19 protein-coding genes and 1 pseudogene are annotated in these 20,925 nt (G+C 59.1%); 18 read left to right on the forward strand and 2 right to left on the reverse strand.

All coding sequences use genetic code 11. The annotated features are described in order from the left end of the window. The 6 genes from ACRESJ_RS32905 to ACRESJ_RS32930 form a co-directional block, all read left to right on the forward strand. The coding region (locus tag ACRESJ_RS32905) for an MFS transporter (RefSeq protein WP_431761633.1) at nucleotides 1–1,341 on the forward strand (1,341 nt) is incomplete at its 5' end. Nucleotides 1,342–1,352: 11 nt separating this feature from the next. Continuing rightward, nucleotides 1,353–2,111 carry an SDR family NAD(P)-dependent oxidoreductase gene (locus ACRESJ_RS32910; protein ID WP_017737792.1) on the forward strand — a complete coding sequence of 253 codons (759 nt, stop codon included), beginning with the start codon at nucleotides 1,353–1,355 and terminating at the stop codon, nucleotides 2,109–2,111. Nucleotides 2,112–2,160: 49 nt separating this feature from the next. Continuing rightward, nucleotides 2,161–2,949: a fatty acid hydroxylase gene (locus tag ACRESJ_RS32915; RefSeq protein ID WP_017737791.1), complete on the forward strand. Its 789-nt coding sequence runs from the start codon at nucleotides 2,161–2,163 to the stop codon at nucleotides 2,947–2,949. Nucleotides 2,950–3,020: 71 nt separating this feature from the next. Further along, nucleotides 3,021–4,463, forward strand: a complete 1,443-nt coding sequence (locus tag ACRESJ_RS32920) for an aldehyde dehydrogenase family protein (RefSeq protein ID WP_431761634.1) — start codon at nucleotides 3,021–3,023, stop codon at nucleotides 4,461–4,463. A gap of 20 nt (nucleotides 4,464–4,483) precedes the next feature. Next, nucleotides 4,484–5,437 carry a LysR family transcriptional regulator gene (locus tag ACRESJ_RS32925; RefSeq protein WP_017737789.1) on the forward strand — a complete coding sequence of 318 codons (954 nt, stop codon included), beginning with the start codon at nucleotides 4,484–4,486 and terminating at the stop codon, nucleotides 5,435–5,437. After that, nucleotides 5,421–6,044, forward strand: a complete 624-nt coding sequence (locus tag ACRESJ_RS32930; RefSeq protein WP_026136920.1) for a UbiX family flavin prenyltransferase — start codon at nucleotides 5,421–5,423, stop codon at nucleotides 6,042–6,044. The genes ACRESJ_RS32925 and ACRESJ_RS32930 overlap by 17 nt, the downstream gene beginning before the upstream one ends. Nucleotides 6,045–6,060: 16 nt before the next feature. Here the strand turns inward: ACRESJ_RS32930 and ACRESJ_RS32935 are convergent, their stop codons facing one another. Then, nucleotides 6,061–6,840 (reverse strand): alpha/beta fold hydrolase, encoded by a 780-nt coding sequence (locus ACRESJ_RS32935; protein ID WP_017737787.1) that lies wholly within the window; start codon nucleotides 6,838–6,840, stop codon nucleotides 6,061–6,063. A gap of 90 nt (nucleotides 6,841–6,930) precedes the next feature. Here ACRESJ_RS32935 and ACRESJ_RS32940 point away from each other — a divergent pair, with 90 nt between their 5' ends. The 7 genes and pseudogenes from ACRESJ_RS32940 to ACRESJ_RS32970 all read left to right on the forward strand — a co-directional run bounded on the left by ACRESJ_RS32940 (nucleotide 6,931) and on the right by ACRESJ_RS32970 (nucleotide 14,186). Beyond that, nucleotides 6,931–7,902 (forward strand): XdhC family protein, encoded by a 972-nt coding sequence (locus ACRESJ_RS32940; protein ID WP_017737786.1) that lies wholly within the window; start codon nucleotides 6,931–6,933, stop codon nucleotides 7,900–7,902. 186 nt (nucleotides 7,903–8,088) lie between these two features. After that, a complete protein-coding gene (locus ACRESJ_RS32945) occupies nucleotides 8,089–8,943 on the forward strand; it encodes an AraC family transcriptional regulator (RefSeq protein WP_431761635.1) in 855 nt (284 codons plus the stop codon). A 347-nt stretch (nucleotides 8,944–9,290) separates the two neighbouring features. Then, complete coding sequence (locus ACRESJ_RS32950) at nucleotides 9,291–10,070, forward strand: ABC transporter ATP-binding protein (protein ID WP_138965430.1); 780 nt, start codon at nucleotides 9,291–9,293, stop codon at nucleotides 10,068–10,070. Nucleotide 10,071: 1 nt separating this feature from the next. Then, on the forward strand, nucleotides 10,072–10,782 hold the full coding sequence (locus ACRESJ_RS32955) for an ABC transporter ATP-binding protein (protein ID WP_083348737.1): 711 nt from the start codon (nucleotides 10,072–10,074) through the stop codon (nucleotides 10,780–10,782). Between the two features lie 174 nt (nucleotides 10,783–10,956). After that, nucleotides 10,957–11,844, forward strand: a complete 888-nt coding sequence (locus tag ACRESJ_RS32960) for a branched-chain amino acid ABC transporter permease (RefSeq protein WP_069556819.1) — start codon at nucleotides 10,957–10,959, stop codon at nucleotides 11,842–11,844. Between the two features lies 1 nt (nucleotide 11,845). Then, nucleotides 11,846–12,742: pseudogene (locus ACRESJ_RS32965) on the forward strand (branched-chain amino acid ABC transporter permease); the annotation flags it as partial. 217 nt (nucleotides 12,743–12,959) lie between these two features. Continuing rightward, the gene (locus ACRESJ_RS32970) at nucleotides 12,960–14,186 is read left to right on the forward strand and encodes an ABC transporter substrate-binding protein (RefSeq protein ID WP_154851546.1); all 1,227 of its coding nucleotides are present in this window, start codon (nucleotides 12,960–12,962) and stop codon (nucleotides 14,184–14,186) included. Between the two features lie 158 nt (nucleotides 14,187–14,344). On the opposite strand, the gene ACRESJ_RS32975 is transcribed toward ACRESJ_RS32970, so the two are convergent. Next, nucleotides 14,345–15,247, reverse strand: a complete 903-nt coding sequence (locus ACRESJ_RS32975) for a LysR substrate-binding domain-containing protein (protein ID WP_069556822.1) — start codon at nucleotides 15,245–15,247, stop codon at nucleotides 14,345–14,347. A gap of 171 nt (nucleotides 15,248–15,418) precedes the next feature. On the opposite strand from ACRESJ_RS32975, the gene ACRESJ_RS32980 reads away from it, so the two are divergent. Genes ACRESJ_RS32980 through ACRESJ_RS33000 form a run of 5 tightly spaced genes read left to right on the forward strand, consistent with a single transcriptional unit; the run spans nucleotide 15,419 to nucleotide 20,917 of the window. Continuing rightward, nucleotides 15,419–16,540: a glycoside hydrolase family 88 protein gene (locus ACRESJ_RS32980; protein ID WP_083348741.1), complete on the forward strand. Its 1,122-nt coding sequence runs from the start codon at nucleotides 15,419–15,421 to the stop codon at nucleotides 16,538–16,540. A gap of 29 nt (nucleotides 16,541–16,569) precedes the next feature. Continuing rightward, nucleotides 16,570–17,010 carry a MaoC family dehydratase gene (locus tag ACRESJ_RS32985; protein WP_069556824.1) on the forward strand — a complete coding sequence of 147 codons (441 nt, stop codon included), beginning with the start codon at nucleotides 16,570–16,572 and terminating at the stop codon, nucleotides 17,008–17,010. Nucleotides 17,011–17,046: 36 nt separating this feature from the next. Then, nucleotides 17,047–18,615 (forward strand): acyl CoA:acetate/3-ketoacid CoA transferase, encoded by a 1,569-nt coding sequence (locus tag ACRESJ_RS32990; RefSeq protein ID WP_421527559.1) that lies wholly within the window; start codon nucleotides 17,047–17,049, stop codon nucleotides 18,613–18,615. Nucleotides 18,616–18,656: 41 nt separating this feature from the next. After that, a complete protein-coding gene (locus ACRESJ_RS32995) occupies nucleotides 18,657–19,784 on the forward strand; it encodes an iron-containing alcohol dehydrogenase (RefSeq protein WP_069556826.1) in 1,128 nt (375 codons plus the stop codon). Beyond that, nucleotides 19,784–20,917: an acyl-CoA dehydrogenase family protein gene (locus ACRESJ_RS33000; protein ID WP_069556827.1), complete on the forward strand. Its 1,134-nt coding sequence runs from the start codon at nucleotides 19,784–19,786 to the stop codon at nucleotides 20,915–20,917. Before ACRESJ_RS32995 ends, ACRESJ_RS33000 begins: the two co-directional genes overlap by 1 nt. Nucleotides 20,918–20,925: the final 8 nt, after the last annotated feature.

Below are 20,925 nucleotides of genomic sequence, written 5' to 3' on the forward strand. Positions count from 1 at the left end.
ACAACAACAACTGCATCGCCAACCAGCGCCGCTATCGATACACCGCAGATTCCACCGGGCAAGGCCTTACTGGCGGCATTTGCCTCGACATTCGGCTGGGCGCTGGATTTGTTTGACCTGTTCATTCTGCTCTACGTGGCGCCGATCATCGGCCGCATGTTTTTCCCCTCGGACACCCCGACACTGTCGCTGGCCGCGGTATACGCCTCATTCGCCGTGGCCCTGCTGGTGCGCCCCCTGGGTTCGGCAATCTTCGGCGCGTATGCCGACAAGCACGGCCGCAAGCGAGCGTTGATGGTGTCGATGGTCGGCGTCGGTATTTCCACGGCACTGTTTGGCGCGCTGCCGACCATTCATCAGGCCGGCATATTGGCCCCGATACTGTTTCTGCTATTGCGGGTGATTCAGGGCATTTTCGTTGGCGGCATCGTGGCCTCCACTCACACCATCGGCACCGAATCCATCTCGCCGCGCTATCGCGGCCTGATGTCCGGGTTGATCGGTGGTGCCGGTGCCGGCATGGGCGCGCTGTTGGCGTCGTTCACTTACCTGGTGTTGTCGGAAATTTTCCCCGGGGATGAATTTGACGTCTGGGGCTGGCGCTTCATGTTCTTCTGCGGGCTGCTCAGCACGTTTTTCGGGCTGGTGATGTTCCGCTATCTGGAAGAAACCCCGGTCTGGCAGCAACTGCAACAAGCGCGCAAGACCAAGGGGCCGGCGGTAGTGGTCGTGTCGCCGCTCAAGCGTCTGTTTGGTCGCGAGTACCGCAGCGTGATGCTGGTCAATCTGCTGATTACATTCGGCGGCGGAGCAACGTATTACCTGGCCTGCGGTTATCTGCCGACCTTGCTCAACGTGGTCGCCAAAGTGCCCCATACGCAAACTTCGCAGATGCTCATGTACGGGTCGGTGGCAACCATTGTCGGAGCACTGGCCTTCGGTTACCTGAGTGACCTGATCGGTCGCAAGAAGACCTTCATGCTACTGGGTGTGATTAACCTGGTGAGCTTGCCGATGATGTTCCTCGGTGTCGCCGAGCCGGGTTCGCTGACCCGCACTGCGCTGTATTGCGTGGGCATCGCCTTCATGGGCGGGGCGATCATCGCGCCGATCCTGATCTTCCTCAACGAACGCTTCAGCACCGAGCTGCGCGCCAGCGGCACAGGATTGTCCTGGAACATCGGTTTCGCCCTCGGTGGAACCATGCCGACCTTTGTGTCCCTGTTCAGCAGCAGCCCCGCGCAGATCCCCATGGTACTGGCGATTTTCGCCGCCGGCCTGTCGGTGATCTACCTGATCGGCAGCGTGGTGATTCCGGAAACCCAAGGCAACTTCAAGTGAAGGAGATGGCAATGAACAGATTGACCGGCAAGGTCGCTATCGTCACCGGCGCGGCCCAAGGTATCGGCGCCACCTACGCCAAGGCGCTGGCGGCCGAGGGCGCGAAGGTGGTGCTCTGCGATTTGAAGGCGCCTGACGAAACCGCTGCCGCGATCCGCAACAAGGGCGGTACGGCCCTGGCAATCGCTTGCGACGTGACCGACGGTGCCGCGGTGCAAGCCATGGTCGAGGAAGCCGTGGCGCAGTTCAGCGGTGTGCACGTGCTGATCAACAACGCGGCGTTGTTCGCCACCCTGGAACTCAAACCTTTCGAGCAGACCAGCTCGGCGGAATGGGACCGGATCATGGCAGTCAACGTGCGCGGTTCCTTCGAGTGCGCGAAGGCGGTAATGCCGGTGATGCGCCGTCAGGGCTACGGCAAGATCGTCAATATTGCCTCGGCAACGGCTTTCAAAGGCGCGCCGATGATGGCGGCGTATGTCGCGTCGAAGGGCGCGGTGATTGCCCTGACACGCTCGATAGCGCGCGAAGTCGGCGACGCCGGCATCCGCTGCAACTGCCTGGCCCCCGGCCTGACCATGAGCGCCAACGTCCAGGCCAACGCCGCCTGGGCCGGCGACATCGTGCGCAACAACATCGCCAGCCGCTGCATCAAGCGCGAGGCGGTACCGGAAGACCTGGTCGGCGCGCTGCTGTTTCTGGCCAGCGCCGACAGCGATTTCATGAGCGGCCAGACTGTGGTGGTCGACGGCGGCTCGGTGACCCACTGATAGGGGGAGTCCATGCGCAGCCGATATTTCATTGAAAGGGTAAACCGTTATGAATCGTGAACAACAAATCGTTGAGCGTTCGCACGCATACCGCGAGAGCTATCGTGCGTCCACACCCAGCTGGTATCGCGGCGAAATGCACCTGGCTTTCACCCTGCTGTTCACCGGCGGGGTGCTCTGGTACTGCGCCAGCCAGATTGTCGATGCGAGCTGGCAGGAGTGGTTGCTGGTGGTAGTGCCGATGTTCCTGTTCGGCAATTGGGCCGAATGGGCGGGCCACCGTTATTTGCTACACAGCCCGAGGAGCTGGCTCAAGCCGGCCTACAAGCGGCATGTCGCCACCCACCATCAGTTCTTCTCGCACAAGACGCTGGACTATCACGGCCATCAGGATTGGCGCGCTCTGCTGTTTCCCCCATTCGCTCCGGTGTTGTTCGTGATGGCCGCGCTGCCGCTGGCCCTGCTGCTGGGCACGTTATGGACGGCCAACGCCGGCTATATCGCAATGTTGACGATGGCGGCCTACTTCCTGATGTACGAAGGCCTGCACACGCTGTCGCACCTCGAGCATCCGCTGCTCGATGCCATGCCGCTGGTCAACACGGTGCGCCGCATGCATGTCCTGCATCACAACCCGGACTTCATGCACACGCGCAATTTCAACCTGACCTTTCCGATCTGCGATGCACTGTTTGGCACCAGCGACTTGAACAAGGGCGTGCTGGGCACGCTGTTCAATGGCATGTCGGATGCGGCGCGCAAACCCGAGGACCAGGCTCGCGTTGATGCGCAGCAGGTCGAGCGCGCGTCCAAAGCGGCTACCGAACACCAGCTCTGACAGCGACTCAATGAGCGGTCGGTTCTGGTGGTCGACCGCTGCTCGCTGACCCACGGAATACCGGAGGACTCATGCAAAGCAGACATTTCATCGATGGGCAATGGACCGACGCGGGACATTGGGCGGACAGCTTCGACCCGGCCAGCTGCGAGTTGATCGGCCGCTTCGCCGATGGCGGCGAAGCCGAGGCGCAAGCGGCGGTCTCCGCCGCCGCCCGCGCCTTCGCCAACCCGCAGTGGTCACAGAATCCGCGCCTGCGTCAGCAATTGCTGCTGGACTGGGCCGCAGGCCTCAAGGCACGCCAGGAGGAACTGGCGCAGCTGCTCACCCGCGAGAATGGCAAGGCCCTGGTGCAATCGCGCGGCGAGATAGCCGGGGCGATTTCCGAGATTGTCTATTATGCCGGTCTGGCCCGACACAACCCCGGCCATGTGATGGAGGTGGCGCCTGGCGAGTTCTCCAACATGCTGCGTGAACCGGCCGGGGTCGCGGGGCTGATCATTCCATGGAATGCCCCGGCGGTGCTGCTGGTGCGCGCCCTCGCCCCGGCATTGGCGGCCGGCTGCACCGCGGTGATCAAGCCGGCGCCGCAGACCGCGCTATTCAACGCGGCCATGCTCGAGCCGCTATTCGCCCTACCGGGCCTACCGGCCGGCGCGGTCAACCTGTTCGCTGAAACTGGGCATGTCGGCGCGGCGTACCTGGTGGCTTCGCCGCTGGTAGATGTGCTCAGCTTTACTGGCTCCACCGCAACCGGCCAGCGCATCATGCAAGACGCCGCAGCGACCATGAAGAAGCTGTCCCTTGAACTCGGCGGCAAATCCTGTTGCCTGGTCTTCGAGGATACCGACGTCGAGGCTATCGCACCGAAACTGGCGGCAGCAGCAACCATCATTTCCGGCCAACAGTGCACCGCCGCACGGCGCGTGCTGGTGCAGGCCAGCCGTTTTGCCGAGATGAAACGTGCGCTCAGTGCCGCGCTCGGCGAAATCCGCCTGGGCCACGGTTTGGAGGCGGCGACGCAAATGGGCCCGCTGATCGACTGGCAGTCGCGCGACAAGGTCGAGAGGCGCATCGCCGATGCGCTGGACTGTTGCGACGAGGTGCTGCTGGCCGGCGGCCGCCCGGATGGCGCGCTGAGTCAGGGCGCCTTCCTCGCCCCTGCACTGATCGCCCACCGCGACAGCGGCGCGTTCTTCTGCCAGGAGGAAATCTTCGGCCCGTTGCTGGTGCTGGAGTCCTTCGAAGATGAAGCCGAGGCAGTAGCGCGCGCCAACCATACCGAGTTCGGTCTGTCGGCGAGTGTCTGGACCGGGCAGGGCGCTCGCGCCTGGCGTGTCGCTCGGGCACTGCGCAACGGTACGGTGTGGCTGAACGACCACAACAAATTGTTCGCCGAGGCGGAAACCGGTGGCTACCGCAAGAGCGGCCTGGGGCGCTTGCATGGCGTCGATGCGCTGCTGGATTTCAGCGAGCTCAAACACATTTATCAGAACGTCGGCACGCTCGGTTGAGCGCGCACGCGAGGGTGACCATGGAGCTGCGCCATCTGAAGTATTTTACCTGCCTTTATGAGGAAGGCTCCGTCACCCGGGCTGCGCAGCGCTTGAATATCGTGCAACCGGCGTTGTCGATGCAGATCGCCAGGCTTGAGGAAGAACTCGGGCAGACGTTGTTCGAGCGCAGCTCCAAGGGCATGGCGCCGACCGAGGCCGGCGATCAGGCTTATCGTTTGTTCATGCCGATTCTTGGCCAGCTGCTGGCGGCGCGTCAGGCCCTGATCGACCGTAGCGGCCAGATCGGCGGACGCATCAGTGCCGGGCTGATCGCGTCTGCCGCCAACAACGCGTTGGCCAGCACCCTGGCGCATTTCGTCGAGCATCAGCCACAGGTTGAATTGAGCGTCACCTCGGGCTACAGCCAGGAGTTGATCGCGAAGGTCCTGACCGGCGTGCTGGATTTCGCGGTCATCAACCAAAGCTTTCAGCATGAGCACCTGATCGGCCACGACATTTTCGATGAGGAGCTACTGGTCGCCACCGGTGCAGCCAATCGCCTTAACGGAGCGTTGCCCTTGCCGTTGGCCAGTCTGGCGGGATTCAAACTGGTGCTGCCCTCGCGTCGTCACGGGCTGCGTATGGTCATCGACCAGCACCTTGCCGCCCAGGGCATTGAAGTCACCCCGCAGTTGGAGGTGGACGATCTGGCGGTCATTGAGGACTTCTTGCGTCGCAGCGACTGGGTCAGCGTGCTGCCGGCAACCGTCTTGCATCGCGGATTGCACGAAGGCGCGTTGCGCGCCTATCCGCTGGCCGCGCCGGGGATCAGCCGGCGCATGGTCTGTGTGCACGACGCCCGTCGACCACTGACCCCGGCGGCAATGCTGTTCATCGAGATGATCGGCAAAACCATGACCACCGCACTCGACGCCATCCATTTCTACAAAGAAGGCCCGATAGAGGAAGGCGACCATGAGCGTTCCCAGTAATAGCCGGCCGCAGCGGCTGATCGTAGGAATTTCCGGTGCCTCCGGCGCCGTTTATGGCGTACGTCTACTGGAGCTGTTGCGCGACACGCCGATTGAAACCCATCTGGTGGTCAGCAAGTCGGCGCTGATTACTTTGGCCCATGAAACCGAGATGTCCTGGTCTCAGATCAAGACCCTTGCTGACGTTAGCTACATCAATCAGGACATCGGCGCGGCAATTGCCAGTGGCTCGTTCAAAACCATGGGCATGATCATCGCGCCGTGTTCGATACGCAGCCTGTCAGAAATTGCCAGCGGCGTGACCTCAACGCTGCTGACCCGCGCCGCCGACGTGGTGCTCAAGGAGCGCCGGCGCCTGGTGCTGATGGTTCGCGAGACGCCACTGCACCGCAATCACCTGCGCAGCATGACCGAGTTGGCTGAACTCGGTGCGGTGATCGCGCCGCCAGTGCCTGCGTTCTATGCCAAGCCGACCAGCCTGGATGACATGATCGATCACACTGTAGGAAGGGTGCTGGATATGTTCGATATCGAACTGGGTGTCGTCCGTCGCTGGCGCGAACGACCGGAGCGCGTAGCAACGCTGGATGAGGTGATCGATGGTTGAGTCACATTCGGGGCATTCAGGCGGGGAGGCGCTCCAGGAATTCGCAGATCAGCTGCAAGGTCCGCTCGGTCGCTTCGGTCTGGGGAAAGTGCCGGCAGTTATCCAGCAACACACAGCGGCACGGCCCAGGCACCTGTCGCTGGATGACCATCAGTTGCTCGGGCGTGGCGTAGTGGTCTTCGCGACCCTGAATGACCAGCAGCGGCCTTTCGATATAAGCCAACTGCGCTTCGAGATCGTCCAAGGAAAAGTCCGGGTGCAACCAGCTGTCGCTCCAACCGTGAAAGGCGCCGTCGACATTGGTCCCATGGTGGCGTGCCAGGCGTTCGCGCAATTCGCCCTGATGCCAAACCTCGGTGGTATGGCGAATGCCATCGAGGCTCTCGGTCTCGACAATCACGTGAGGCGCCAGTGCAATGCTGCCCAATACGCGGGGATCATTGGCGGCGGCATAGGCGAGGACAATGGAGGCGCCGTCACTGTGACCGAGCAAAACCACTTGCGGCAGTTGCAAGGCATCGAGCAATTGCCGCAGTTCACGAGGGCCGTCGCTGCTCAGGTAGTTCAGCGGACGCGGCAGGGTTACCGGGCTCGATTGCCCATAACCCTGACGACTGTAGGTGACCACACCGCAACCGCTGGCCTGGGCCAGGCGCTGGGGGAAGTCTTTCCATTGATCGGCGCTGCCGAGGCCTTCGTGCAACAGCACAAGCGTCGGTCGCGATGGGTCAGCCGCAGGAATTTGGCGATATTCCAGGCGCAGCGGCCCAAGTTGCAGAAATTGTTGTGGCGACATGTTGAATCAACGATTGAACAAGGTTGCTCGCAGGTTACCGTAAACGTAACCCTGTCTGCAGCACCACGCTTTGCTTGAGGTACAGAAAACATGCGTCATCTCGATGTTCAGGTGATCGACCAGGCACTGCAATGGGCTCGCGCCGGGCAGGCCCAGTGGCTGTGTACGGTGCTCTCCACCTATGGCTCGGCGCCGCGTGCGCCGGGGGCGATGCTGGTGACCAATGGCTCGGGCGAACACGTCGGCTCGCTGTCGGGTGGCTGCGTCGAGGAGGAGTTTCTCGAAAGCCTGACGCGCGGTGAATTACGCGAACCGGCGCAGATCGTCAGTTATGGCGACAGCGTCGAGCAACGCCACCGTCTGCGATTACCCTGTGGTGGCGTGCTGATCGTGCTGGTCGAGCACCGCGCTGCGAGTCTCGAATGGATCGAGCACCTGGAGAGTCTGCAAGCGGCGTTACTGGGTCAGCGGCGTCTGCTGCGCCATGTCGAGTTGAGCAGCGGAGCCTTGCGCCTGGACGCAGACATCGGACACGGCAGCGAGCGGGTGCAAGTCGTCGACGAGACGGTGCGCATCAGTGTTGGCCCTGCGTTGCGACTGATTCTGGCCGGGCTGTCGCCGGTCGCTGAAGTTTGCGCCAGTTTCGCCCGCGCCATCGGCTGCGAAGTCATCGCCTGCGACCCCCGGGATGAGATGCAGCATGTGCAGCTCGAAGGCGTGGAGATGCAACGCGTGCTGCCCTCGATGTACATCGCCGCTGGTGGTTGCCATGCGGCGACTGCGGTGGTGGCGCTGACTCACGATCCTCGAATCGATGATCTGGCGCTGATGGAAGCGGTTCACACCCCGGCGTTTTACATCGGTGCCATGGGTTCTCAGGCAACCTCGGCCAAGCGCGCCGAGCGGCTCAAGCGCATCGGTGGTCTGACGGATGAACAGATTGCCCGTTTGCACATGCCCATCGGCCTCGATCTGGGCAGCAAGGCCCCGGCGGAGATCGCTCTGGCGGTGGTGGCCGATATCCTGCGCGTTTATCACGGCAAAGAACGCCATGCCTTGTAAGGCGGTTTTTCCGACGAACGTGGGGGCTGCGAAAGTCGAGGTAGACGCTCGGTCATTCGCGCGCGATAGTGGCCAGCCAAGTCTGGCTGAACCATGGACCGATCGACGGGCTTGAGAAATAGATAAGCGCCCCGATGATATGCATTGAGGCCGATAACAATATCGCTTCAAGCGAGGAGGAATCTGATGTCGATTGCCCAACGGGTTTTCCACGGCAGGTTTGGCCGGGTCGCCTTGCTGAATATGGATCATTCGCTGGTCACCCATACCCATTCCGAATGCCATGTGCTGGTCAAAGTGTCCGGCGAGGATACTTACTTCAACGTTAACGGTCGACGGGTTCCGCTCAGTGATCGCACCGCGGTGTTGGTCAACGCCTGGGAGCCGCATTTCTACGATCCGCAGCCGGGTGCCGGTGCCACGCTAATCCTGGCGCTTTACATAGAGCCCGCCTGGCTGGCCACTGCCCAGCAATCGCTGGCGCTCAGCGGTCGGCCGGACTTTTTTGCCCAATCATGCATCGAGCTGTCGAGTCGAAATCGCACCCTGGCCGACATCCTGGTCGCCGAAGCGCATGGTTGTGGGATCGTGCCGAAAGAGCGTTTGGAGTTCATGCTGTTCGACTTCCTGATCGAACTGATCGAGGACTTTTCCAGCTGGCGGCATTTGTCGCTACTGGGTGCGCCCAACACAGGTGAGTTCCGGGATGCGCGCGTGCGCCGTGGCACCGCCTGGTTGCTTGAGCACCTCGATGATCCGAACCCGATCGACAACGCCGCGCGGGCTTGTGGTCTGTCCCGGGCGCACTTCTTTGCGCTGTTCAAGAAAGATACCGGCATGACGCCGACCCTGTTGCTTAACGACGCGCGCATGCGCCGGGCTTTTGCCTGGCTGGAGCGTGAGCGCAGTGGAACCTTGGGCCTGTTGTCGGAGAACCTCGGGTTCTCCGAGCAAGGTCATTTCACGCGGTTTTTTCAGCAACACATCGGCGCCTCTCCCAGCCAGTATCGGAGGGTAGTGGATAGCTATGCGGGGGTTTGAATATCGCCTCAGCTGAATCCTGGTCTGCTCAGGTTCTTTCCTGAAATTCAGACTCCAAGGCAAACTTGCAGACGGCAGCGCAAAACTCCATCGCTCAAGGCAAGGCATTCCCCGTGCCTTTCTCCCACACTCGGCTCTAATGCCAGGGGCCGGGTGTGGTTGGCAAAAGCGTTGGCTATGTCTATAGCCGCTTAACCATCCCCGGTCACAATACTGAAAAATGGCTGGACTCGAGAAAATAAAGACTTTTTACGTATAAATGGTTCCTTAAAATAATATTGGACCAGTATTAGTCGACGACTTAGATTCACATTACAAGAAAAGCAAGAACGTGAGTTGAAAATAATATGGCTAATGATGCGATTCTGGAAACTGTTGGTTTGACCAAAGAGTTCAAAGGATTTACCGCTGTTGAAAATGTCAACTTGCGTGTGAAGCGTGGCTCAATTCATGCCCTGATCGGTCCCAACGGTGCCGGAAAGACGACATGTTTTAACTTGCTCACCAAGTTTCTCGATCCTACCCAAGGGACTATTCGCTTCAACGGCCAGGACATCACTCGTGAGCACCCAGCTGCAGTAGCGCGCAGAGGGATGATTCGATCTTTCCAGATATCGGCAGTCTTTCCTCGCCTTACCGTGCGAGAAAACATCTATATTCCGCTACAGCGAAGCCTGGGGACTTCCTTCCATTTCTGGAAGTCGCGCGCTGCACTTGCCGCTCTTGACGATAGAGCGATGGAGTTGCTCGCCCAAGTGGGATTGGAGTCATTCGCCGATCTAGTAGCAATGGAACTGTCCTATGGCCGCAAGCGAGCGCTGGAAATAGCCACCACTTTAGCGCTGGACCCTGAGTTGATGTTGCTCGATGAACCCACCCAAGGCATGGGGCATGAAGACGTCGATTGGGTCATGGAGCTGATCAAGAATGTCGCCGCCAACCGCACTGTCCTGATGGTCGAGCATAACATGAAGGTTGTAGAGGGGATTTGCGACACTATCACGGTACTTGCTCGCGGCAGTGTGCTCGCCGAGGGCAGTTATTCTGAAGTTTCAGTCAATCCACTCGTGGTCGAAGCCTATATGGGGAGTGCCGACAGTGAGCTGCGCTCTCCAGGGAGCCATTGATATGACCAATGCTACCGAATACATGCGAGTTGCCAACTTGCAAGCCTTCTACGGTGAGTCTCACGTTCTCCACGGCATTGACTTCACTGTGAAGCAGGGTGAATGCGTTACTTTGTTAGGTCGCAATGGCGCAGGCCGCACCACCACCTTGCGAGCCATTATGGGGCTCACGGGGAAGCGCCAGGGTTCGATCATAATAGACGGTACTGAAACCATCGATCTATCGCCCCATAAGATTGCGCGCCTGGGTGTGGGTTATTGCCCAGAGGAAAGAGGCATCTATGCCAGTCTTTCGTGTGAGGAAAATCTGCTGTTGCTGCCGCGTTTAGGAAACAATGGAATGTGCCTGGAGGAAATCTATGAGATGTTCCCCAACCTCTACGAGCGTCGTCACAGCCAAGGTACCCGCATGTCGGGTGGTGAACAGCAAATGCTGGCCCTGGCCCGAGTCCTGCGCACTGGTGCGCGCCTTCTACTGCTTGACGAGATATCCGAGGGACTTGCACCGGTCATCGTCCAGCGGCTCGCCGAAATCATCCGCCAGCTCAAGAGCAAGGGCTTCACAATCCTTCTGGTCGAACAGAATTCACGTTTTGCCGCCCCCCTCGCGGATCGCATGTATATCGTCGAGCACGGCAAGATTATCGCTGAGATTCACCAGCACGAAGTTGGGCAAAAAAGCGATCTGCTTCAAGAATATTTAGGGATCTAATATCGGCTAAAGCACTTGTCTGGTTTAGACGGTTCCAACGGCGAGCCAAGGGATTTAAAACCTGCAACCCCTACAACGCACCTTCTGGGTACAAGGCTGAAGCGTGTGGCTCTATAAGTATTCCAGGCTCTTCGGCGAATATCCTACTAATAACAAATCGTCAGGATAAACAATATGGCAACACTCTTCGATGTTCCATTGTCGGCCTTGACAGGCCAACTTATGCTAGGACTGGTTAACGGCTCGTTTTACGCGATCCTCAGCCTGGGCTTGGCAGTTATATTTGGCATGCTTCGCATCATCAATTTCGCGCACGGTGCGTTTTTCATGATGGGAGCGTTTTTTTCATGGATGTGTCTCAATTATTTTGGCGTCAACTATTGGTGGTCATTGTTGCTTGTACCACTCACGGTGGGGATTGTCGGCGTTGTGATCGAACGCGCTCTGCTGCAGTGGTTGTATAAGCTCGATCATCTATACGGTTTATTGCTGACATTTGGGATGGCGCTCATCATCGAGGGCGTTTTCCGTAATGAATTTGGTGTTTCAGGTCAACCCTACGCAGTCCCTGAGGCACTGAAAGGGGCAATGAATCTGGGTTTCATGTTTCTACCCGTCTACCGAGGCTGGGTGATTGTTGCCTCGCTTGCCGTATGCGCCCTGACGTGGTTCATGATCGAAAGGACACGCTTGGGGTCATACTTGCGTGCTGCCACGGAAAACCCGGCATTGACCCAGGCCTTCGGCATTAATGTACCTGTCATGGTGATGCTGACTTATGGTTTCGGCGTCGCGCTGGCCAGTTTTGCCGGGGTGCTGGCTGCGCCAGTATTACAAGTCAGTCCCATGATGGGCTCGCAGTTGATTATTGTGGTATTTGCGGTAGTGGTGATTGGCGGGATGGGCTCAATTTTTGGCGCCATTATTACCGGTCTTTCACTCGGCGTGATTGAGGGTTTGGCCAAACTGTTCTATCCGGAAGTTTCCGCAACCATTGTTTTTATTATCATGGCGATCGTCCTGTTATTTCGGCCGGCCGGTCTATTTGGGAGGGCTGAGTAACATGTCATCGAGAACGCGACTATTAGGCTGTATCCTTCTGCTCATCTGCGGCGCTATTGTCCCCTTCGCCATATACCCGATACTGGCCATGAAGGTGCTTTGTTTTGCGCTGTTTGCCTGTGCATTCAATCTTTTGCTTGGCTATACCGGCTTGCTTTCGTTCGGTCATGCCGTCTTTTTCGGCGCAGCCGCTTATGTGAGCGCCTACAGCATCAAGGTGTGGGGCTTCCCGCCCGAGCTGGGGATCCTCACAGCGGTTGTGGCTGCCGCCGTGCTGGGGTTGGGATTCGGCCTGTTGGCGATACGGTGCTCAGGCATCTACTTTGCGATGATCACATTGGCGTTGGCGCAGATGATGTATTTCGTCTTCCTGCAATCTCCGTTCACCGGAGGGGAGGACGGTTTACAAGGTGTGCAGCGCGGGCTGTTATTTGGGTTTATCGACCTCAGCAACGACGTAAATCTGTACTACCTGGTGTTTGCCATCTTTGTTTTTGGCTTCTGGTTGATTCATCGCGTTATCCAGTCTCCTTTTGGCCAGATTCTCAAAGCCATTCGAGAAAACGAGTCGAGGGTGATTTCCCTGGGCTATCAGGCAGCCCGATACAAATTGTTGGCCTTCGTTCTTTCGGCTGCTCTGGCGGGGCTCGCTGGCGGTACCAAAGCCGTGGTGTTTCAGTTCGCGACCTTGAGCGACGCCCATTGGCAGACCTCGGGCGAAGTAGTGCTGATGACCCTGCTCGGAGGCCTGGGCACCGTCTTCGGCCCACTGATAGGGGCCGCCATCGTTGTGACTCTGCAGAACGCATTGGCCGATAAGGTGGGCGCGCTCTTGCCAGTCATCATGGGCGTCATTTTCATCGTTTGCGTGCTGCTCTTTCGCCGCGGTATTGCCGGGGAGTTTGCGGCTTTCTACCAAAGCAGGCTGGCGGCAAGGCGCGCTGATGCAAACCGCCGAAAGTCTCTTGGGGCCTCTCGCAAAGGGGGCGGTGCAAGGGGAGCGGATGGTTCGGCGAGGGAGGCGAACCCGTGATGCGGATGTCGAGCATTCAACTTCGAAAAATATAAAAAAACCCGTACTAAACACCCGAATGAAAGAGTAGGAGAAAATAATAATGATCAAACAACTGAATACTCATCTGCGCAAGATCTGCTTCGGGCTGCTGGTAGCCGCTCCGGCCGTGCAAGCCCAGGTTTCAGATGGTGTAGTGCGTATCGGCGTATTGAATGATTTGTCAGGTACCTATGCCGGGCTTTCCGGTCCGGGCTCGGTGTGGGCCGCAAAGCAGGCGGTGGCCGACTTCGAGCCTGAAAAACATGGCCTGAAGGTCGAGGTCGTGGCGGCTGATCACCAGAACAAGCCAGATGTAGGGGCCAGTGTGGCCCGTCGTTGGTTCGATGTGGATAAGGTGGATGTGATCGTCGACGTGCCGACTTCGTCGGTCATCCTGGCCGTCAATGAAGTGGTGAGGGAAAAAAACAAGGTGCTCCTGGTATCCGGTGGCGGCAGTTCCGATCTGACCGGTAAGGCGTGCAGCCCGAACACCATTCATTGGACCTACGACACATGGGCGCTTGCCAACGGTACCGGTAAAGCGGTGGTGGGGAGTGGCGGCAAAAGCTGGTTTTTCATGACGGCGGATTACGCCTTTGGTCACGCATTGGAACGTGATACGGCGTCGGTCGTTGAAAAAAGTGGCGGAACAGTGATGGGCAAGGTTCGCCATCCGTTCCCGGGCACCGATTTTTCGTCTTACTTGTTGCAGGCCCAGGCTTCCGGGGCGCAGATAATCGGGTTGGCAAATGCCGGTGGGGACACCATTGTTGCCGTCAAGCAAGCGTCTGAATTTGGCATCACCGCTGGTGGCCAGAAGCTAGCCGGTTTGTTGGTGTTCATTAGCGACGTGCAAGCGTTGGGCCTGGAGGCGGCACAAGGGTTGATGCTGACTGCTGCCTGGTACTGGGACATGAATGACGCGAGCCGTGAATTCGGTAGAGCATTCGCTGCTGCCAACGGCGGGAAATTTCCGACAATGGCGCAGGCTGGTGTTTACTCCGCCGTCACGAACTATCTGCGAGCAGTTGCCGTCAACAATGACGATGGGAATGGTGCCGAAGTCGTCGCCCGGATGAAGGCGGTCAAAACCGAGGATAAGCTCTTCGGCGAGGGAAGTATTCGTGCCGATGGTCGCAAGATCCACCCACTCTATCTCTTCGAAGTGAAAAAGCCCTCCGAGTCCAAGTACCCTGGCGACTATTACAAGTTGCTGTCCACAATACCTGCCGATGAAGCATTTCGGCCGATGTCCGCAGGCGGTTGCTCGCTTGTTACTTTGAAATAAGCACTGGGGTTTCAAACCGGTCGAGCATTGGCTTGGCCGGTTTAGAACAAAGGGAGAGCTATAGTGCTATTCGCGGTAGCGATATTGGGTGGCTGGATATAAGAGTTAAAACATTTTCCTTGCAAGTTATGGCGCCACAGAGGGCGCCTTGTCAATTATTAAAGTCGCTCGTGCTCGAAGGCCGTCATCACTTCTTTTGCGGTATCAATAAACGACTGCAATAGCGGCGAAGTGTTACTGCTGCGCCATCCAAGCATCACTTTTACCAAGGGCATCTGCCCCTGAATAGGCCGGTATGTAAGGTGCTCAAGGTGAATGCGCTGAACAGAACTCGGTACCAGGGCCAGGCCTACGCCTGAGCTGACGAGGCCCAGGCAGGCATAAATCTGGCCGACCTCCAGTGCCGCGTTGGGTGTGAAACCTGCTTCCGCGCAAAGGCGATAAATCATGGTATGAAAATCGGGAGCCAGTTTGGGCGCGTACAGGACAAAGCGCTCGGTGGCGCACTGACTCAGCGCCACGCTGTCCTGGGACGCCAGCGGGTGGTGCTCCGGGATCGCAAGTACGAAGGGTTCTGTCAGCAGCGTCTCGGTGCTGATTCCGTCGAATTGCGATGTGGGGCGCATGAAGGCGATATCGACATCGCCTCGCAGGAGCGCATCGGCCTGGTCCACCACAGGGAACCAGCGCAGGACCACTTCCACATCCGGGAAGCGTTCGCAAAAGGCGCGGTAAATCGGCGGCAGCAGGGTATAGGACATATGTTCGAAGAAGCCCACGGACAGCCGGCCAATCTCTCCGCGTTCGGCGCGTTGAGCCTCCAGTGCCGCGACATCCGTGGCCCGTAGAATCTGCTTGGCATGAATATAAAATACCTGGCCAGCATCTGTAAGTTGCACATGGCGCTTGGTCCGTTGAAATAGCGTTACGCCGAGCTCCTCTTCTAATTGACGAATCTGTTGACTCAGAGGCGGCTGGGCAATGTGCAGTCGTAACGCGGCCTGAGTGAAACTCAGCTCCTCCGCAACTGCAATAAAATAGCGCATGTGCCGCAGGTTCATATTAATACCTTTTTAATATTATTCTTGATCAAATTATATATTGGAAGTCTCGGAAGTCAACTCGTAACATGTCTTCCGTGGCCTCAAGACAGTGGCTCAATACATTGATTCGGCTCTTATCGGAAGACATTTTCTGCCATTTGAAAACGGCGCAACTATAGGAGAGATAAGTTGGATAACAAGATTCTCAAGCGCGCAATCGATAGAGTGTTGACACGCATTGACGCGACCCTCGATCAGCCCGGCCAAGGGTTTCCCCATTACGCCGACCAAACCACTGGTGAATGGACTCGTAGTCCGGCAGGCGACTGGACGGGGGGTTTTTGGGTGGGCATGCTTTGGCTTGCCGCCTGGCATACAAAAGAGCCGCGTTACCATGATCAAGCGCGGATCTGGGCCGAGCGCCTTGGGCCACGCGCTTCGTCCCAATCGGCGTTCAAGGGCTTTCTCTTCTGGTATGGCACCGAGCTGGGCGCTGAGCTTCTGAACGACGAAACGGCGCGCAATTTGTCGTTGGCAGGCACTCGCGGATTGCTCGACATGTACAACCCCCAAGCGCAATTGATTCCCTTGGGCAAAGAGGCCGAGGAGGCCTCGGATGTCGGCAGCAACGAGGCAAACATCGATGCGCTGCCAGGGCCGGTTCCTTTATTGATCAAGCATGCGGCAGCGCTTGACTCCCTCGAGATTGCTCGCAATCACCTTCGCCAACATATCGCACTCTGCGTGCGCGATGACGGATCTGTCTGTCAGTCCGCCAGTTTCGATCCGCAAACCGGGGCGTTGCTGCGCCGTTACACCCACAAGGGCATTCACGGCGAAAGCACGTGGACTCGTGCCCAGGCGTGGGCGATGGTTTCCCTCGCTCAGGCGCTCAATCGCGGAGAAATGGAATTCCGAGACGTCGCCATTCAGGTTGCTGACTGGTGGTTGGAACATCAGCCCAAGGACCATGTGGCGTACTGGGACTTCGATGATCCGGCAATTCCCGATACCAGTCGCGACACCTCGGGTGCTGCCATCGCCGCGGCTGCATTGTTAAAGCTTGCTGTCTGCCTGCCGGAAAGACGTGAGCGTTATCGGCAGTCCGCAGAGGCGATCGTCGAGGCATTGGTGCTGCGCTATCAGACCCCGGTCGATGCCAGCGACTCCCGCCCCGTCGGCATCCTCACCCATGGTTGTTTCAATCGAAAGCTCGGTGTCGCAATGGAAAACGAGCTGATCTGGGGTGACTACTTTCTTTTCGAAGCACTGTTGGTGCTCGACGGTCGCCTGGCTTCCGAGCGGGTATGAGCACACAAATCAGTCACAAGGAGACAGCCATGCCTGAGTTCAATAGTCCTCATCGCGGAGAGGTTTCGTCCCTCATCGGCACGCAGACCAGCTACACCCGCACAGTCAGTGAATACGATATCTACGCGTTTGCCGGGATCAGCGGTGACAACCATCCCAATCATGTCGACGAGGAGTATTGCAAGCGCGTCGGCTTGGGCGCTCGGGTGGCCCAGGGGGCAATGTTGGTGGGTTACATCGCTGGCGCCGTTACCAAGTACCTGGGGCTGATCGACCGCCCGGCCGTTTCCTACGGATACGACCGGGTACGTTTCACCCAGTCCGTATTCATAGGTGACACCTTGACCGTGAGCTACCGCATCGCCCGTGCCGATGATGAGAAGAAGCGGCTTTGGGCAGAGGCGGTACTGACCAACCAGCACGGCGACACCGTGTGCGTCGGCACCCACATCATTCACTTCCAAGAGTAACGCCCTCGGCACTCATAAAAACAAGAGGAGAGTGTAATGACCAAAATATGCTCGGCTGCCGAGGCCGTGGCCGATATTCAGTCTGGCCAGACGGTTGGCTGTGTCGGTGTTATCGGATGGCTCACGCCGGATACCTTGCTGCTGGCGCTGGCGCAGCGTTTCGAGGAGAGTGCCTCGCCCCGGGATCTGACTTTTTTCTTTCCGGTCAGCGTTGGCGACGCGATGGACATCCGCGGGATGGATCATGTCGCGATAGAAGGCTTGATGAAGCGCGTCATCTCGGGCAACTACATCAATACGCTGGATCCGAAGACCGGAAAGCGTCCGCAAATGATGCGCTTGATCCGCGAGAACAAGGTCCAAGCCTATTGCTGGCCCATCGGCGCGACCATGCATTGGCTCCGGGAAGTGGCGCGCCGCGGTCCGGGTTACCTCACGCGCATCGGCCTGGGTAGTTACATCGACCCGCGCCAGCAAGGGGGTAAATATACGGCGTGCGCTGAGGAAGATCTGGTCAAGCTGGTGGAGTTCGAAGGCCAGGAATATCTGTTTTATCCCGCTCGGCCAGTGGACGTAGCCTTGCTGCGCGCAAGCAGTGCCGATGAGTACGGCAACCTCAGCTTCGAAGACGAGCCGATCACTTCCAGCGCCTTGGCCATGGCGCTCGCGGTAAAGGCCTGTGGCGGCACAGTGATCGCGCAGGTCCGCAAGATCGTCCCCCGCCAGGCGCGGCCGGTGCACGCTGTGCGTGTTCCCGGTGAACTGGTGGATCGTGTTGTCGTTGCCCCTCAAGCCATGATGACCACCGAGGTCGTGTATGACGACAGCTACCTGGGGGGGCAGCTCTTTCCTGGTGGCTGCACGGCAGTACTGCCTGCCGGTGCCGACAAGATTATCGCCCGGCGGGCGGCTTGCGAGATTCGTCCGGGCGTGCCGAGCATCTTTGGCTTCGGCGCATCTTCCGATATCCCGAGCGTGATGATGGAAGATGGCGCCTTCGATGGCGACGGACTCCTGCGTCACCGCTTTACGACGGAGCACGGTCCGTTCGGTGGCATCGTCATGAGCGGCTGGCAGTTCTCCGCCAATAAGTATCCGGAGGCGCTGCTCGATGGCCCGGCCCAGTTCGACTTCATCAATGGCGGCAACTGCAAGGTCGCAGCGCTGGCGTTCGCCCAGTTCGATGAAAACGGCAACGTCAACGTCAGCCGATTCGGCGCTGCGAACCCGGGGCCTGGCGGGTTCATCGATATCGCCTACAACGCTGAAACCTTGATTTTCACCGGCACCTTCACGACCGGTGGGCTGGAGGTGGCGTACGAGGGTGGCGAGTTGCGCATCGTGCGTGAGGGATCGGTACGCAAGTTCGCCCGCCACGTGCAGGAAATTACCTATCCGGTGCGCCTCAACGTCGCCACCCGTGGCCAGCGCGCCATGCTCATCACCGAGCGGGCGGTGTTTGCCATCGAGCCCGAAGGGCTGGTGCTGACGGAAATCGCTCCCGGGATCGACCTGCAAAGCCAGGTACTCGATCTGATGGACTATGCCCCGGTGCGCATAGCCGACCCCTTGCCCCTGATGAATGCGGCCGTGTTCAAGTCCTGAGCACGCCATCGTCGCGCCAATAAACGAGGAGATTCCACGCTATGGCTGTTATCAACTATTTGACCACCATCCAATTCGAACAGGGCGCAATCGAGCTATTGCCGTCCGAGCTTGATCGCCTGGGCATACGGCGGCCCTTGATCGTCACCGACCAGGGCGTGCGCGCTGCCGGGCTGCTTGATCGCGTACTCGGGACCCTGGCCTCGCCTCCCGCCGCGATCTTCGACCAGACGCCAGCCAATCCCACCGAGGAGGCGGTCGTCGCCGCTACTGCGATGTTCAAGGACAATGACTGCGATGGCATCGTTGCCCTGGGTGGCGGATCGCCGATCGATCTGGGCAAAGCGACGGCGCTTCTGGCCACCCATCCTGCGCCGCTGCAGCAGTATTCGGTGGTGGATGGCGGTGTCGGGCGAATCACCGATAAAGTCGCGCCACTGGTGGCGATTCCCACGACGGCAGGGACCGGCAGCGAAGTAGGGCGGGCCGGCGTTATCGTGATGAAGTCCGGGCGCAAGCTTGGCCTGTTGAGCCCTTATCTGCTGCCTAAAGTGGCCATTTGCGACCCGGATCTGACGTTGGGCCTGCCGCCGATGTTGACAGCGGCTACCGGCATGGATGCGATCGCCCACTGCATCGAGACCTTCCTGGCGCCTGCCATCAACCCGCCGGCCGAGGCCATTGCCCTGGATGGTTTGCGTCGGGGCATGGCCAATATCGAGCGCGCGACGATCGATGGCAGTGACCGGGAGGCGCGCTGGAACATGATGATGGCGGCGACTGAAGGCGCGATGGCGTTTCAGAAAGGACTGGGAGCGGTGCATGCCCTGTCCCATCCCCTGGGGGCCGTGCCCGGCATTTCCTTGCACCATGGCACCCTCAATGCGGTGCTGCTGCCGGCAGTGATGCGTTTCAACCGGCCAGCCGTCGGTGCCAAGTACGAGGCGTTGGCCCAAGCCATGGGACTGAGTGCAGGCGTCGCCCCGGATGAAGCCATTGCCCGATTGACCGCCCGCCTGGGTCTGCCCGTGAGCCTTGGCGCGATGGGTCTGGACCGGGCTGCGCTGCCTGAGATTGCCCAGGCCGCCCTTAAAGACCACTGCCACGCCACCAACCCCCGTCCTGCCACCGCAGAGGACTACCTGCGGATGCTCGAGGAGTCTTATTGATGAATGAGCAACATGTAATGATTCGCGATGCCGTCAGGCGGTTCGCCGAGCAGGAGATTGCACCGGTCTCCGAACGCCTTTGGGAGGAGCAGGAGTTTGCCTATCAGGTCTGGAAGCAGGCCGGAGAATTGGGCTTCCTCGGCCTTCCCTACCCGGAGGAGCACGGTGGCGGTGGCGGGGACTGGCTTGGCTTTACCATTGTGCTGGAGGAAATCGCCCGGGTAGACGCGGCTGTGGCATCGTCCATGATGGCCAATTCCACGCCCGCCAGCCTGATCAACAACTATGGCACTCCTGCGCAGAAGGAGCGTTACTTGCGCCCCATCATCGACGGGACGCAGGTCGGCTGCATTGGGCTGACCGAGCCGAATGCAGGCTCGGACGCCGCCAATATCCAGACCCGTGCCGTTCTGCGAGACGGTCAGTGGATCATCAATGGTTCCAAGACCTTCATCACCAATTCGGGTACCGACATCACCGGTCCGATCGTGATCGCAGCCGTTACCGGCACGCGGGACGACGGGCGCAAGGAAATCTCCAACTTTATCCTGCCGTCCGATACCGCCGGTTTCAGCCTGGGGCGCAAGCTGCAGAAGATCGGTTGGCGCGGATCGACCACTTATGAACTGTTCTTCGAAGATTGCGTGCTGCCGGCCGACCATCTACTCGGCGAACAAGGCGCGGGGCTCAAGCAGACCCTGGGCAACATAAGCACCGGGCGCATCCTGATCGGTGCGCTGGGGCTGGGTATTCTGCAAGGCTCCATGGAACGCTCGGTCGCCTACTTGAAGGATCGCAGCGCCTTCGGCAAGCGGCTCGAACATTTTCAGGCGCTGCAGTTCAAGGTCGCCGACATGGCCACCCATGCCCACGCCGCCCGCCTGATGCTCTACGACGCGGCCTCGCGCAAGGACGCCGGTTTGTCATGTGATGTCGAGGCGTCCATGGCCAAGCTCTTCGCTACCGAGAGGGCGATGGAGGCGGCTCACCAGGCGATCCAGATCCATGGCGGCAACGGCATCATGACTGAATACCCGGTCGCACGCGCTTTCGGCGACGCCAAGGTATTGGAGATCGTCGAAGGCACTTCCGAAATCCAACGCATGATCATTTCCAGGCAAGTGCTGAGCTAAACGCGTCC

The sequence above is a fragment of the Pseudomonas sp. genome (assembly GCF_050739655.1).
Lineage (GTDB): Bacteria > Pseudomonadota > Gammaproteobacteria > Pseudomonadales > Pseudomonadaceae > Aquipseudomonas.

Coding starts and splice junctions, on each gene's coding strand:
- ACRESJ_RS32910 (WP_017737792.1), top strand. CDS start 1,353: ATGAACAGATTGACCGGCAAGGTCGCTATCGTCACCGGCGCGGCCCAA.
- ACRESJ_RS32915 (WP_017737791.1), top strand. CDS start 2,161: ATGAATCGTGAACAACAAATCGTTGAGCGTTCGCACGCATACCGCGAG.
- ACRESJ_RS32920 (WP_431761634.1), top strand. CDS start 3,021: ATGCAAAGCAGACATTTCATCGATGGGCAATGGACCGACGCGGGACAT.
- ACRESJ_RS32925 (WP_017737789.1), top strand. CDS start 4,484: ATGGAGCTGCGCCATCTGAAGTATTTTACCTGCCTTTATGAGGAAGGC.
- ACRESJ_RS32930 (WP_026136920.1), top strand. CDS start 5,421: ATGAGCGTTCCCAGTAATAGCCGGCCGCAGCGGCTGATCGTAGGAATT.
- ACRESJ_RS32935 (WP_017737787.1), bottom strand. CDS start 6,840: ATGTCGCCACAACAATTTCTGCAACTTGGGCCGCTGCGCCTGGAATAT.
- ACRESJ_RS32940 (WP_017737786.1), top strand. CDS start 6,931: ATGCGTCATCTCGATGTTCAGGTGATCGACCAGGCACTGCAATGGGCT.
- ACRESJ_RS32945 (WP_431761635.1), top strand. CDS start 8,089: ATGTCGATTGCCCAACGGGTTTTCCACGGCAGGTTTGGCCGGGTCGCC.
- ACRESJ_RS32950 (WP_138965430.1), top strand. CDS start 9,291: ATGGCTAATGATGCGATTCTGGAAACTGTTGGTTTGACCAAAGAGTTC.
- ACRESJ_RS32955 (WP_083348737.1), top strand. CDS start 10,072: ATGACCAATGCTACCGAATACATGCGAGTTGCCAACTTGCAAGCCTTC.
- ACRESJ_RS32960 (WP_069556819.1), top strand. CDS start 10,957: ATGGCAACACTCTTCGATGTTCCATTGTCGGCCTTGACAGGCCAACTT.
- ACRESJ_RS32970 (WP_154851546.1), top strand. CDS start 12,960: ATGATCAAACAACTGAATACTCATCTGCGCAAGATCTGCTTCGGGCTG.
- ACRESJ_RS32975 (WP_069556822.1), bottom strand. CDS start 15,247: ATGAACCTGCGGCACATGCGCTATTTTATTGCAGTTGCGGAGGAGCTG.
- ACRESJ_RS32985 (WP_069556824.1), top strand. CDS start 16,570: ATGCCTGAGTTCAATAGTCCTCATCGCGGAGAGGTTTCGTCCCTCATC.
- ACRESJ_RS32990 (WP_421527559.1), top strand. CDS start 17,047: ATGACCAAAATATGCTCGGCTGCCGAGGCCGTGGCCGATATTCAGTCT.
- ACRESJ_RS32995 (WP_069556826.1), top strand. CDS start 18,657: ATGGCTGTTATCAACTATTTGACCACCATCCAATTCGAACAGGGCGCA.
- ACRESJ_RS33000 (WP_069556827.1), top strand. CDS start 19,784: ATGAATGAGCAACATGTAATGATTCGCGATGCCGTCAGGCGGTTCGCC.